This window comes from Pedobacter frigiditerrae, assembly GCF_032678705.1.
Lineage (GTDB): Bacteria > Bacteroidota > Bacteroidia > Sphingobacteriales > Sphingobacteriaceae > Pedobacter > Pedobacter frigiditerrae_A.
Genome location: NZ_JAVTSS010000002.1, coordinates 2,186,345 through 2,199,474 on the forward strand (window position 1 = coordinate 2,186,345; position 13,130 = coordinate 2,199,474).

The 13,130-nt window shown below is 34.8% G+C and carries 12 protein-coding genes; 7 read left to right on the forward strand and 5 right to left on the reverse strand.

Features of this window, described 5'->3' with window-relative positions:
* Nucleotides 1–9: 9 nt before the first annotated feature.
* Nucleotides 10–597: a DUF4468 domain-containing protein gene (locus tag R2Q59_RS20390; protein ID WP_316787265.1), complete on the forward strand. Its 588-nt coding sequence runs from the start codon at nt 10–12 to the stop codon at nt 595–597.
* Between the two features lie 85 nt (nt 598–682).
* Here the strand turns inward: R2Q59_RS20390 and R2Q59_RS20395 are convergent, their stop codons facing one another.
* Complete coding sequence (locus tag R2Q59_RS20395) at nt 683–1,156, reverse strand: ribonuclease H-like YkuK family protein (RefSeq protein WP_316772454.1); 474 nt, start codon at nt 1,154–1,156, stop codon at nt 683–685.
* A gap of 268 nt (nt 1,157–1,424) precedes the next feature.
* Here R2Q59_RS20395 and R2Q59_RS20400 point away from each other — a divergent pair, with 268 nt between their 5' ends.
* Together R2Q59_RS20400 and R2Q59_RS20405 are read left to right on the forward strand one after the other, a co-directional pair.
* Nucleotides 1,425–2,732, forward strand: coding sequence for a DEAD/DEAH box helicase (locus R2Q59_RS20400; RefSeq protein ID WP_316787267.1), 1,308 nt, complete (start codon nt 1,425–1,427; stop codon nt 2,730–2,732).
* A gap of 87 nt (nt 2,733–2,819) precedes the next feature.
* Nucleotides 2,820–3,035, forward strand: coding sequence for a DUF1456 family protein (locus R2Q59_RS20405; RefSeq protein ID WP_262711801.1), 216 nt, complete (start codon nt 2,820–2,822; stop codon nt 3,033–3,035).
* A gap of 116 nt (nt 3,036–3,151) precedes the next feature.
* Here R2Q59_RS20405 and R2Q59_RS20410 read toward each other — a convergent pair whose 3' ends face one another.
* Nucleotides 3,152–3,541 carry a PleD family two-component system response regulator gene (locus R2Q59_RS20410; protein ID WP_316787268.1) on the reverse strand — a complete coding sequence of 130 codons (390 nt, stop codon included), beginning with the start codon at nt 3,539–3,541 and terminating at the stop codon, nt 3,152–3,154.
* 536 nt (nt 3,542–4,077) lie between these two features.
* Nucleotides 4,078–5,757, reverse strand: a complete 1,680-nt coding sequence (gene ettA, locus R2Q59_RS20415) for an energy-dependent translational throttle protein EttA (protein ID WP_316772468.1) — start codon at nt 5,755–5,757, stop codon at nt 4,078–4,080.
* 315 nt (nt 5,758–6,072) lie between these two features.
* Between ettA and R2Q59_RS20420 the strand changes: the two genes are divergently transcribed.
* The 4 genes from R2Q59_RS20420 to R2Q59_RS20435 all read left to right on the forward strand — a co-directional run bounded on the left by R2Q59_RS20420 (nt 6,073) and on the right by R2Q59_RS20435 (nt 10,703).
* Nucleotides 6,073–6,408, forward strand: coding sequence for a type II toxin-antitoxin system RelE/ParE family toxin (locus tag R2Q59_RS20420; RefSeq protein ID WP_316772471.1), 336 nt, complete (start codon nt 6,073–6,075; stop codon nt 6,406–6,408).
* Between the two features lie 11 nt (nt 6,409–6,419).
* Nucleotides 6,420–6,746: a helix-turn-helix transcriptional regulator gene (locus tag R2Q59_RS20425; RefSeq protein WP_316772474.1), complete on the forward strand. Its 327-nt coding sequence runs from the start codon at nt 6,420–6,422 to the stop codon at nt 6,744–6,746.
* A gap of 80 nt (nt 6,747–6,826) precedes the next feature.
* The gene (locus R2Q59_RS20430) at nt 6,827–7,561 is read left to right on the forward strand and encodes a hypothetical protein (RefSeq protein ID WP_316772476.1); all 735 of its coding nucleotides are present in this window, start codon (nt 6,827–6,829) and stop codon (nt 7,559–7,561) included.
* A gap of 607 nt (nt 7,562–8,168) precedes the next feature.
* Nucleotides 8,169–10,703 carry an ATP-dependent Clp protease ATP-binding subunit gene (locus tag R2Q59_RS20435; RefSeq protein WP_316787269.1) on the forward strand — a complete coding sequence of 845 codons (2,535 nt, stop codon included), beginning with the start codon at nt 8,169–8,171 and terminating at the stop codon, nt 10,701–10,703.
* A 225-nt stretch (nt 10,704–10,928) separates the two neighbouring features.
* Here the strand turns inward: R2Q59_RS20435 and R2Q59_RS20440 are convergent, their stop codons facing one another.
* Entirely contained in the window at nt 10,929–11,801 is an 873-nt protein-coding gene (locus tag R2Q59_RS20440) for a hypothetical protein (protein ID WP_316787270.1), read from the reverse strand.
* A 195-nt stretch (nt 11,802–11,996) separates the two neighbouring features.
* The gene (locus R2Q59_RS20445) at nt 11,997–13,070 is read right to left on the reverse strand and encodes a PA0069 family radical SAM protein (protein WP_316787272.1); all 1,074 of its coding nucleotides are present in this window, start codon (nt 13,068–13,070) and stop codon (nt 11,997–11,999) included.
* Nucleotides 13,071–13,130: the final 60 nt, after the last annotated feature.

Consider the following 13,130-nt stretch of genomic DNA (forward strand, 5'->3'; position numbering starts at 1 on the left):
ATTTATGCTATGAAGTTTATATCGAGTTTTATCTTTTTATTGAGTTTAATCAATTTGGCAAAGGCGCAAAAGCCGGCTGAACCTGTTTTGCCTGTTGATGAGCGTGGAAAATTTATTTACTATGAAGTAGTAGATGCAAAAATTCCAAAAGACTCTCTTAAAATCAGGGCAATCAATTACCTGAAAAAGCAAAATAAAGAGCTTAAGTATAAAACTGCACAAGGTGATACAGCATTTACTGCTAATGGCAAAATGATAATCAATAAGACACTATTGGTGATGTCTCATCCTTCTGGGGAAGTATTATTTGATTTTCAAATCGAAGTGAGAGATGGAAAATATCGTTTTTGGTTAACAGATTTCAACTTCATTCCTTATCAGCGTGATCGTTATGGCAATTTTGTGGCTAGTACAAGCGTTGGTACTCCGTTAGAAAATGAACCAGGCAAGTTAAATGCAACACAATGGAAGGAATATCAAGTTCAAACTACAAAATACGCAAAAGAATTGGCTGCCAAATTTAAGGTATATATGGCTAGTAAGGCGCCAATAGTTGCTCCTCCCAAAGAAAAAACTGTGGTTAAAAAAGAATGGTAGTTTAAGCCGAGAGTCTAAAGCTGAAAGACCAAAGCCAAGAACCACTAACAAAAGTCTTCCCTTTTAGGTGAAGATTTAGATGGAGTTAATGCACCATCTTATCCGCACAAGTGCTACTCGCAAAGGCTTCTGGTTTTGCCTTGAAAATAAAACCCATACTTAAAATATATCCCATTGCTTCATTTAGCGCTTTGTTAGATTTAAACATCGGATTGGTGTTGATGTCAGCATGAACTTCTAAATCAACATCATAAATATCTAACAAATCGCAAATAGAATAAGCGGTTTCGATAGATTTTTGAACCTCCACCAACATCCGCTCTTTAATACCCATCTTTTGAGCAGTTTTGTCTTGAGCGATGTACATGAAACCACCATGATGTTCTCTTAATAAAACAATTACAGTTGCAAAGTCTGTTAAGGCTCCCTTAACTTGTGAGTCGGTGCCAATGCAAACCTTTAGTTTGTAACCATTTTCGGTTTCTCGGATAATAGCTTGTTCAACTTCTTCTAAGATTGACGAGTGAATCACTTCGCCACTAAATTTCTTCCAGGTCATACGTTATTGGTGTTAAGGTTAACAACCCGTAATCAGGTTTCTTAAAATTAAGTGGTTAGCATTACATAATGGTTAATTTAGTATTGTTTATTTGTCAACATTTATTTGGTTATCAACAAGATACGGTTAAGTGATGTAAGATGGAATACGGAAGATGGAATAGCGAATAGGCTATGTTACAAATGAACCAATGTTGAGCTCACGAAATCCCGATACTTCGGGAAGCTAATGAACTTACTCAACTGGAAAATATAATTACCTTTGCAAAATGATACTTCAACCAATACTCGATAACCTAAAAATTACTGCCCTTAACCAAATGCAAGAGGCAGCGATTTCGGCAACAAAAAAAGGAAACGATATTTTGGTTTTAGCACCAACAGGTTCTGGTAAAACATTGGCGTTTTTGCTTCCAGTTTTAAATAATCTAAACAAAGAAAGTAAGGGTGTGCAATGCTTAATTTTGGTTCCATCTCGTGAGCTGGCTTTGCAAATTGAACAGGTTTTTAAACAAATGGGAACTGGGTATAAAGTAAATTGCTGTTATGGTGGCCACCCTATAAAAACAGAACGTAATAATTTAGAGCAACCTCCAGCAGTTTTAATTGGAACACCAGGAAGAATAGCCTATCACTTACGCCATAAAAATTTCGATGAATCATTCATCACTACTTTAGTATTGGATGAATTTGATAAAGCATTAGAATTTGGCTTTACTGAAGATATGTCGCACATCATCGGTACTTTATATTCTTTAAAACAAAGGATATTAACTTCCGCAACGGCGATGGAAGAAATTCCAGCTTTTACGGGTTTAAAGAATCATAAGGAAATCAATTTTTTACAGGATGTACAAAGTGTCCCAGACCTAAAACTTAAAAAAGTACAAACTACTGCAGAAGATAAGTTGGATACCTTATTTGAGCTCATTTGTAAAATTGGCAGTAAAACAACGCTGATTTTCTGTAATCATAGGGAAACAGTAGATAGGATAAGCGATTTATTAATTGATAAGGATTTGGCTCACGATATTTTTCATGGCGGAATGGAGCAAGATGAGCGGGAAAGAGCCTTGTTGAAGTTCAGAAACGGGAGTATTAAGATTTTAATCACTACCGATTTAGCTTCAAGAGGTTTAGATATTCCTGAAGTTGAATATATTATCCATTATCAATTACCTTATACGGAAGATGCTTTTTTACATAGAAATGGAAGAACGGCAAGGATGAATGCAAAAGGCACAGCCTATTTAATTTTAGCAGATGAAGAAAAATATCCTTTCTTAAAAGAAGACATTGAAACCGAAAAATTAAAAGGCCCATATAAATTACCTCAAGACAGTATTTGGCAGACTTTGTATATTAGTGCGGGTAAGAAGGATAAAGTCAATAAAATTGATATTGTAGGTATGCTTCTTAAAAAAGGCGGTTTGCAAAAGGATGATGTTGGGTTAATTGAGGTGAAAGACCAAGCGTCTTACGTAGCAATTAAAAGGAAATTGGTTCCTCAAGTTTTAAGAGCCTTGACCAATGAAAGAGTAAAAAATAAAAAAGTTAAGATAGAGACAGCGATGTAACTCCCGACCCCTAAAGGGGAGGGATAACAAAATAATTAAAAATTAAAAGCCCCTTTAGGGGTTTGGGGTATGAGCAATAACGATATAATGAAAAAGCTAAGGGTAGCGTTATCCTTAAACAGCGATCAGATTATAGAAATCTGTAAATTAGTAGGTTTTACAGTTACTAAAAGTGAATTAGGAGATATTTTTAGAAACGATGAACACCCTAACTTTAAAAAATGTGGTGATCAGATTTTAAGAAATTTCTTAAACGGTTTGGTAATATATAAACGCGGACCAAGAGAAGAGAAAAAAGCATAATGTAAATCGTCATTTCGAGTGAGCGCAGCGACGAGAAATCTGTTTTCTTACAGCTATAAGTTTTGTAATAGCCAATGATTTATAGATTTCTCCTATCGTCGAAATGACGGCAGACTTTAATTAACGTCGTACCTAGGCGTAACCTTTCTATTTACCAGTTTTTCAATCTTTTCTAATAGGATGTCCATTTTAAATGGCTTAGACATAAAGTCGTCTGGAGCGCACTCCATTTCTTGTACTTCTTTTAAATCGTACAAGCCAGACATCATTAAAATAGGTATTTTCTTAGTGTCGTCATCAGATTTAATTTGACTACAAACTATTCTGCCATCAATTTTACCCAAAACAACATCCAATAAAATTAAATCTGGTTTGAAGTCATCGATGCGTTCGAAAATCAATTCTGCATCGTTTAGGGGCTCTACGTCATACCCTCCAATTTCTAAAATCAATTGAATGGTTTCTAGCACATCATCATCATCATCAACAACAAGTATTTTCTTCATAATGGCAAATATATAATATTGTAAGAATAAATATATAACAACACAAATCCAATACAGTTTAATTTAGTTGGAAACTTATCTTAAAAATATTTCATGAATCATAAAAAGAGGAAACGACATGACACAATATGGGAGCTTTTATGTAGCTTTCCACTATGAATATGGTGAGCAAAATTAATAAGGGAGTGATTGAGCGATTTTCAAGATTGTTAGGCTTAGCGTGTTTATCTGTCGTCGTAATAAATCAAACCTCACATAATGGGTTTTCACAAGAAACTGCCTTTTGGATTTCTATTTTAGGAATAATTTGTCTTTCAGTAACCTATAACTTAAAAATGTCGTCAAGAAGTGAGGAAGAATTAAATTTTTTTAAGCGCAATAGCCCGCTGATTCTAGGATTTTGCGTTGCCCTGTTTTTGATTATTTGGTGGATGTTTACAAATTATATTATTGTATAGGTTATAAAAAAAAGCTCCATGAAGGAGCTTTTTTGCAATCTGCGATGTTTGCTTGCCTACAGATCTAAGCTTTTGACATTAAACTATTTTTTTGTATCTAATTCTGTGCGGAGTTAGATCTCCTAATCTTTTCTTACGGTTTTCTTCGTAATCAGAATAATTTCCTTCAAAATAATATACTTCAGAATTTCCTTCAAAGGCTAAAATGTGGGTACAAATTCTATCTAAGAACCATCTATCGTGACTAATCACCACAGCACAACCACCAAAGTTTTCTAAAGCTTCTTCTAAAGCACGTAATGTATTTACGTCGATATCATTCGTAGGCTCATCCAGTAATAAAACGTTAGCACCTTTTTTCAAGGTAATGGCCAAGTGAACACGATTTCTTTCTCCTCCTGATAAAATACCAACTTTTTTCTGCTGGTCGCCACCGTTGAAGTTAAATTTAGAAACGTAAGCACGTCCGTTAACAGCTTTATTACCTAATTGGATATTATCTAAACCGTCAGTAATGTTTTCGTAAACCGTTTTGTCAGCATCTAAATCGTTGTGCATTTGGTCAACATAACCCAATGCAACAGTATCTCCAACTCTAAAAGTTCCTTTGTCTGGTGTTTCTTGGCCAGTAATTAAACGGAACAGAGTAGTTTTACCCGCACCATTTGGACCGATAATACCAACAATACCCGCTGGTGGTAAAGAGAAGGTTAGATTTTCGAATAAAATTTTGTCGCCATAAGCTTTGGTAACGCCATTAGCTTCAATTACTACATTACCTAAACGCGGACCAGCCGGAATAAATAATTCCAATTTGTCTTCACGTTCTTTTCCATCTTCGGAAGCTAATTTATCATAGTTTGCTAAACGAGCTTTAGATTTTGCGTGACGAGCCTTTGGTGCCATTCGAACCCACTCTAACTCACGCTCTAATGCTTTTTGGCGCTTGCCTTCTGTTTTATCTTCTTGCGCTAAACGTTTAGCTTTTTGCTCTAACCAAGTAGAATAATTTCCTTTCCAAGGAATACCTTCACCTCTGTCTAATTCTAAAATCCAGCCTGCAACGTTATCTAAGAAATACCTATCGTGGGTAACCGCGATAACCGTTCCTTTATAGTTCTGTAAAAATTGTTCTAACCAGTCGATACTTTCCGCATCCAAGTGGTTGGTAGGCTCATCTAATAATAAAACATCAGGTTCTTGCAATAATAAACGGCACATTGCAACCCTTCTACGTTCTCCTCCAGAAAGTACGCCGATTAAAGTTTCAGGCTCTGGACAACGCAAGGCATCCATTGCTCTTTCTAATTTGGTGTCTAATTCCCAAGCATTAACAGCATCGATTTTATCTTGTAACTCACCTTGGCGAGCCATTAATTTATCCATTTTATCGGCATCAGAATAGTTTTCTTCTAAACCGAAAGCTTCATTAACTTCTTCGTATTCCTTAAGGATGGCTGTTACTTCAGCCACGCCTTCTTCTACAACTTCACGAACCGTTTTGGTTTCATCTAATATTGGCTCCTGCGCTAAATAACCAACGCTATAACCTGCATTAAAAACTACCTCGCCTTGGAATGATTTATCTAAACCAGCAATAATTTTTAATAAGGATGATTTACCAGAACCGTTTAAACCTACAACGCCGATTTTTGCACCGTAAAAGAATGATAAGTAAATATTTTTTAAAACCTGTTTTTGTGGTGGATAGATTTTACTCACTCCAGCCATTGAAAAGATTATTTTTTCGTCTGACATATTAATTAGTATTTCTGCAAAGATAGTTGTTAAAATGGAAGATGGAAGAGGTAAGATGGAAGATGTTGAGCGTAGCGAAAATTCCGATTTCTCGTTAAAATTGTGTAATTCGTAATTGGATCATGGTATAGAAACTGCCAGCTGTAAGCTATAAACTGAATTTGGGCGCTCGAGCGGGCTTTCCGCTGTATCTTTTGCCTTTTTTCGCTTCGCTCGGGCAAAAGGATGCCGCTTCAATCCCTAGCGCAAGATTGCACAAACAAAAAAAAAGTTTCTAAATTTGGAAACTTTAGTTAACTTTGAAAGAAAAGAGCATTGAGATTTTTTGAAACACGATTTCTTGAAGAGGCTGAAAAGTTTATAGCAAAATTAGATAAGAAAACCATTACCAAGGTTTTCTACAATATTGATGTTGCTGAGCAAACGAATGATCCAAAGTTGTTTAAAAAATTGCAAAATGATATTTGGGAATTTAGAACAAGGTATGCTGGTTTACAAATTAGGTTACTTGCTTTTTGGGATAGAACTGATGATAAAGAAACATTTGTAATTGCAACTCACGGTTTTGTTAAAAAAGTAGATAAAGTTCCTTCAAACGAAATTGAAAGAGCTAATAAGATAAGAACTAAGTATTTTGAAAATCACCCCTAAAAAATAATATAATGGCAAATACAGAAATGAAGTCTCTTTCACTTTCAGAAATGAAAGATAAATATATTGGGAAACCCGATACAGAAGAGCGTGAAAAATATGAATATGAATTACGTATGGATATTTTGGGAAGAATGATTAAAACGGCAAGGCAAGAAAGAAATTTAACGCAAGAACAATTAGGCGAATTGGTTGGCGTAAAAAAATCTCAAATTTCTAAATTAGAAAGTAGCGCCAATAGTGCTACAATAGAAACTATCATTAGAGTTTTTAAGGCATTAAAAGCTGAGATTAATTTTAATGTTACTATTGAGAAACAGAATTTGCAGTTGAGTTAAATCTTTAGAAATCCTAAGATTGTAAATCTGGAATAGCTGTAGTATATTCTATACCTTTATAATATTATATATGTAATATTATGAAATTTAGTGAAGTCCTAAAGGTGCTTTATGGAGAAGTTATTAAGGAAATAAACGAATTATTATTAATATCATCATCTGTTAAGCAATTACAAAACAAACCAAATTTATTAATTCATACTGGGTTTATTTTATGGAGAGAAAACCATTATAATATTGAATTTTTATATGACCCAATTTATGGAAGACTATTTTATCAAATCTTAAACAAAAACAGCTCCCATTATTTTCGGCATATTGGATTACATATGTTCTTAAATGAATATGATTTTTATAGCCCATTCAATAACGAGATTAATAGGAATACTGTAAAAGTCAAGTATTTTAATAAAATTTATGAAGATAGGCTAAGTTCTTTTAAGGAGTTTGATTGGGATTTTTCAAATTTACCTCCCAACTTTCAAGCTGATGATGACTTAAATAATTTTGACGTTCAGCTAAATTTTGGAAGCTTAAATTGCCATAATTATTCTAAAATGGAATTGCTTTTTGAAGCTAAATTTCGTGTGCAATTTGAACTTGGAAATGAAATATTAACATTAGATGAATTTCCATTGTCTAAAAATTATCAATATTATAAATGGGATAATGATATTTTAAAAGATTTTTTTGTAGGTTCTAAAATCATCAATGTAAAAAAAGTATGGGCTCCCTCTTGGAATAAACAAGCCGAAGAAGAGTTAGATAATTTAGACAACGATTTTCCAGGATGGAATTCTGGAATATTGGATTGATTTGTAAATTTTAATGTCTTTTTCTCCCACTTACCAAACCCATCTAAACCCGATCGCAACGAAAATCCTTTTTTGTCACGCTGGTCCTTCGACTACGCTCAGGATGACAGCGCAAAAAAGATTGTAGTGCAGAGCGGGACTGACTTTAATAGTAGCAATCACTTGCTTTTCAAATAATGGAAGATGTAAAATGTAAGAGGGAAGCTGTGCACTTGCTTTCCGTCGAATTCCGATTCCCTTCCGATAGCTATCGGAACGAGCTGGGAATGACGATGCACTCAGCCTGTCAAAACTGCAATTTGCAAAACTATTTCCTAGCATTTTGTCAGTTATTTAAGGCGTATAAAACCTTACATAAAACCGACAAAATATGCTGTAGGATACGTAAATTAGATTTAATTAAAGTTAAAAACCTATTTTCTATTTGTTTACGTAAATAAAGAATAGGCTCACCGTTTTTTTGGTAATGTTAATTTTTGTTAATTAGTACAGAAAACAACAACCTTATCCACCAAAATGGCGTAATTGTTGATAAATTATAAAAATCTGGATGCCTTATTTATAAAACAAATTTATAGTTTAGAGCCATCCGGTTTATACACATATTATGGAAGCTAAATTTTCTCCACAAGTAAAAGACGTGATTTCTTTTAGCAGGGAAGAAGCCCTGAGATTAGGACACGATTATATAGGCGCAGAGCATTTGCTATTGGGTCTTATTCGCGAAGGTGATGGGATGGCCATTAAGATTTTAAAATCATTAGGGGTTGATACATCTAAACTTCGCCGTTCTATAGAAGAGGCCGTTCGCGGTACTTCGAGTGTAACCGTTAATTTGGGTAATATTCCTTTGACCAAACAGGCCGAAAAGGTATTAAAAATCACTTATTTAGAAGCAAAAATATTTAAAAGCGATTTAATTGGAACTGAGCATTTGTTATTATCTATTTTAAGAGATGATGATAACATTGCTTCGCAAATTTTATTGCAATACAGCGTTACTTACGAAATCTTTAAACAAGAGGTTGAAGTAAACAAAAATGGTTTTAGGGATGAAGCACAAGGTGGTGGTGGTACTGCTGGTGGCGATGATGATTACCAAGAAGAGGAAAGTTTTACAACCCCTAAAAAGGTATCAGACATTAAATCTAAAACGCCTGTATTAGATAATTTCGGTCGCGATTTAACTCGTGCTGCAGAAGAAGGTCGTTTAGACCCAATTGTTGGTCGCGAGAAAGAGATTGAGCGTGTTTCGCAAATTTTATCACGTAGAAAGAAAAACAATCCAATTTTAATTGGTGAGCCAGGTGTTGGTAAATCTGCCATCGCCGAAGGTTTAGCCTTGAGAATTGTACAACGCAAAGTATCTAGGGTTTTATTTAACAAACGTGTTGTTACGTTAGATTTAGCTTCATTAGTTGCTGGAACAAAATATCGTGGTCAGTTTGAGGAGCGTATGAAAGCGGTAATGAACGAGTTGGAGAAATCTACAGATGTGATTTTGTTTATCGATGAAATTCACACCATTGTTGGTGCTGGTGGTGCTTCTGGTTCATTAGATGCATCTAATATGTTTAAACCTGCATTAGCAAGGGGCGAAATACAATGTATCGGTGCTACAACTTTAGATGAATATCGTCAATACATTGAAAAAGATGGTGCTTTAGACCGTCGTTTCCAAAAGGTAATGATTGAGCCTGCTACACCTGATGAAACTATCGAGATTTTAAATCGTATTAAAGAAAAATACGAGGAACATCACGGTGTTACCTATACAGATGAAGCAATTAAAGCTTGCGTTGCCTTAACTGCAAGATATATTACAGACCGTTTCTTGCCAGATAAAGCGATTGATGCTTTAGACGAAGCTGGTTCTAGAGTACATTTAACCAATATCCACGTTCCTGATACCATTATTGCTATTGAAAGTAAAATAGAAGATATCAAGATTGAAAAGAACAAGGTTGTTAAAAGTCAGAAATACGAAGAGGCGGCTAAACTGCGTGACACCGAGAAAAATCTTTTAGAAGAATTAGAACGTGCTAAAGCAGAATGGGAAGCTGAAACCAAAACTAAACGTTATGAGGTTTCTGAAGATAACGTAGCTGAAGTTGTTTCGATGATGACTGGTATTCCTTTGCAACGTGTTGGACAAGCAGATAGCACTAAGCTATTGAACATGTACGATAAAGTTGCTGAGAAAATCATTGGTCAGGATGATGCAATTAAAAAATTAACAAAAGCAATTCAACGTACTAGAGCAGGATTAAAAGACCCTAAAAAACCAATTGGTTCATTTATTTTCTTAGGTCCTACTGGTGTTGGTAAAACTGAATTGGCAAAAGAACTAGCTCGTTTTATGTTTGATAGCGATGATTCGCTAATTCAGATTGATATGAGTGAGTACATGGAGAAATTCGCTGTATCTCGTTTAGTTGGAGCGCCTCCAGGATATGTTGGTTATGAAGAAGGTGGACAATTAACTGAAAAAGTACGTAGGAAGCCTTATGCAGTTATCTTATTAGATGAGATTGAAAAAGCTCACCCTGACGTATTTAATATCTTGTTACAAGTATTGGATGAAGGTCAATTGACTGATAGTTTGGGTAGAAAAGTAGATTTTAGAAACACGATTATCATCATGACTTCTAATATTGGTGCACGACAATTGAAAGATTTCGGAGCAGGTGTTGGTTTCTCTACCTCGGCTAAGGTTAACCAAAGCGATGCACATAGTCGTGGTGTAATTGAAAACGCTTTAAAACGTGCATTTGCTCCTGAGTTTTTAAACAGGGTTGATGATGTAGTTGTATTTAACAGCTTAGGGAAAGATGAAATCTTTAGAATTATTGATATTGAATTGAAATCTTTATTTGGTCGCGTTCATAACTTAGGTTACGAGGTAAAGTTGACTGATGGAGCTAAAGAATTCATCGCTGATAAAGGTTTTGATAGTGCTTTTGGTGCTCGTCCGTTAAAACGTGCCATACAGAAATACTTAGAAGATCCAATTGCTGAAGAGATCTTAAAAGGAGAAATCCACGATGGAGATACTTTAGAAATTGATTACGATAAAGAAAAAGAAGAAATTACTGTGATAAATAAAAGCGGTAAGAAAAAGAAAAAAGAAGAGGGAGCCTAGAATGCTTCCGTCACCCTGAATTTATTTCAGGGTCTTTGCAGAAAGATGCTGAAATAAATTCAGCATGACGACTCGAAAAAACCCCGAAGTAAAATTTACTTCGGGGTTTTTTTTGATTTGTCATTCCGAGGAACGAGGAATCTAATGAGTTATATTCGATTAAATAGATTCTTCCCTGCCTGTCCGGCAGGCAGGCTTCGTCAGAATGACAAAATTATATAAATATTAAATTAGTGCTTTCAAAGCTTCATAATAATTCTCCAATGCTTTTTCTTCAACATCTAAAAATAGAAATGGCTCTATTAACTCCAATTCCATTAGCATAAATTTATGATTTACAATTGCCCCATCAACTCTGGCATAAAGACAATTTTCTGCAAATTTGTTAATGTATTCTTGAGCAGTGTTTAGTAATGTTGGATTGGGTTGCTGCGGATGAACAGTTCCACCAAATGTAGCTTGTACCCTAAAATCTCCTTCCGCTGCCTTTTTTAATAAAGCGTGACTGAATTTTCCTCTAAAGAAAATAAACGACCATTCGCCGTTTTCTTCGATCTCTGTTAAAAATGGCTGAACAATAAAGTCTTCAATTTTGATTAAGTGACTAAGCTTTTCGTTATTTTCATCAACATTTGCTGCGGTAACTTTAAATGTGTTTTTTGAACCACCACTTACTGCAGGTTTAACAATGATTTTTTCAGCTTGGAAAGTTGCAAAGTATTCTTTCAGATTAACTTTATCACCTTTGGTTAAAAAAATACTTGGCGTTACTTTTAAGCCTGCTTTTTCTATTTCGTGTAAATAATGCTTATCAGCATTCCATTTTACAATATCAATTGGATTTAAAAGTTTTACTTTTTTACTTTCTATTTTCGCTAACCAAGTATAGAAGTCTTCAATTAAATTGAAATAATCCCAAGGCGATTTGAGAATTGCTAAATCATAACTTTCCCAGTTTACTTGTTCATCATTCCAAATTTCTTTTGTAATGTTTAGTCCTTTTGATTTTAAAAAGTCAATCAGTTTATCATCTTCATTTTGTACGTTAATAGCGTGATAAACGCCTTTATCTTGGTAGGTTACTAATGCAATGTTCATTCTGTTGGTTTGAGATTTCGAAGTTAAGGAATTTATGAGTGTCGTCATATCGAATGAACTTCCTTTACGTCATTTCGAACGATTTTTTCATGAGGAGAAATCTCTTCGTGCCTTCGGGAATATGTTGTTTGGGCAGTGCTTATTGAGAAAGATTTCTCGTCGCAGCGCTCTGTCGAAATGACGAATTGTGAGAGCTTAAAACAACCTCATTTGTGCTGTTGGGATTTTAAAAAGTGTTTGGTCTAGTTCAGTACGTTCTACATTTAATCCGTTTAACCTGCAATGGAGTTTAAAAGTATTTCTAATCATTTCAGCAAAGTTTCCTTCTCCACGCATTCTGGTTCCGAATCTACTATCGTTTACATTTCCGTTATGGCAATTTTGTATCTGATGCCAAACTTTATCAAATCTGTCTGGAAAGTTTTTTCTCAACCAATCTTCAAATATCTGATTGATGACTCCATTTAAGCGAACAACAGTATAACCTGCACTTTTGCATCCATTATTTGCACAGGCCTTTAAAATAGCTGGCATTTCATGGTCATTTAATCCAGGAATCATCGGCGCTGCCATGACACCAGTTGGCAGACCAACTTTGCTTAGCTCCTCAATAATTTTTAAGCGTTGTTTTGCAGTTGTAGTTCTTGGTTCTAGTTTTAATCTAATCTTTTCATCCAGACTAGTTATCGAAACATACACCGCTGATAGTTTCAGCTTTGCTAAATCTTGAAGAATATCTAAATCTCTCAAGATTAATGCATTCTTGGTAATCAAAGTAATGGGCTGTTTGTATTCCAAAGCAATTTCTAAAAGCTGACGAGTTAGCCTAAACTTCCGCTCTGCGGGTTGATAACAATCTGTATTGCCAGACAAGGAGACAGGAGTGGCGTCCCATCCTTTTTTCTCTAAAAACTTCTTAAATAATTCTGGCGCATCTTTTTTAACGATGATTTTTCTTTCAAAATCTAAACCTGCACTAAAGCCCCAATATTCGTGAGAGTTGCGAGCATAACAATAAATGCAGCCATGCTCGCATCCTTGATAAGGATTTAAGGAATAAGTCATTCCAACATCTGGGCTTTCAACTTTGTTAACTACAGATTTAGATTTACCTATAATGAATGTTGTTTTTGAATTTGGTTCTTCCCAATCATCAATACCTTCTGGATGTTCCTTTGCCAAAGAGTTTTTTAAGAATTTATTGGAGGTATTGAACTGTGCTCCACGTCCATTCATATAATTATCGTTGTTTTCCTCAGCCACATTCATAGAATGAAATTACTAAAAATATTAGTAATTGTGTTTATGAATTTTCAACAAAAAGTGGAG

Coding starts and splice junctions, on each gene's coding strand:
- R2Q59_RS20390 (WP_316787265.1), top strand. CDS start 10: ATGAAGTTTATATCGAGTTTTATCTTTTTATTGAGTTTAATCAATTTG.
- R2Q59_RS20395 (WP_316772454.1), bottom strand. CDS start 1,156: ATGACCTGGAAGAAATTTAGTGGCGAAGTGATTCACTCGTCAATCTTA.
- R2Q59_RS20400 (WP_316787267.1), top strand. CDS start 1,425: ATGATACTTCAACCAATACTCGATAACCTAAAAATTACTGCCCTTAAC.
- R2Q59_RS20405 (WP_262711801.1), top strand. CDS start 2,820: ATGAAAAAGCTAAGGGTAGCGTTATCCTTAAACAGCGATCAGATTATA.
- R2Q59_RS20410 (WP_316787268.1), bottom strand. CDS start 3,541: ATGAAGAAAATACTTGTTGTTGATGATGATGATGATGTGCTAGAAACC.
- ettA (WP_316772468.1), bottom strand. CDS start 5,757: ATGTCAGACGAAAAAATAATCTTTTCAATGGCTGGAGTGAGTAAAATC.
- R2Q59_RS20425 (WP_316772474.1), top strand. CDS start 6,420: ATGGCAAATACAGAAATGAAGTCTCTTTCACTTTCAGAAATGAAAGAT.
- R2Q59_RS20430 (WP_316772476.1), top strand. CDS start 6,827: ATGAAATTTAGTGAAGTCCTAAAGGTGCTTTATGGAGAAGTTATTAAG.
- R2Q59_RS20435 (WP_316787269.1), top strand. CDS start 8,169: ATGGAAGCTAAATTTTCTCCACAAGTAAAAGACGTGATTTCTTTTAGC.
- R2Q59_RS20440 (WP_316787270.1), bottom strand. CDS start 11,801: ATGAACATTGCATTAGTAACCTACCAAGATAAAGGCGTTTATCACGCT.
- R2Q59_RS20445 (WP_316787272.1), bottom strand. CDS start 13,070: ATGAATGTGGCTGAGGAAAACAACGATAATTATATGAATGGACGTGGA.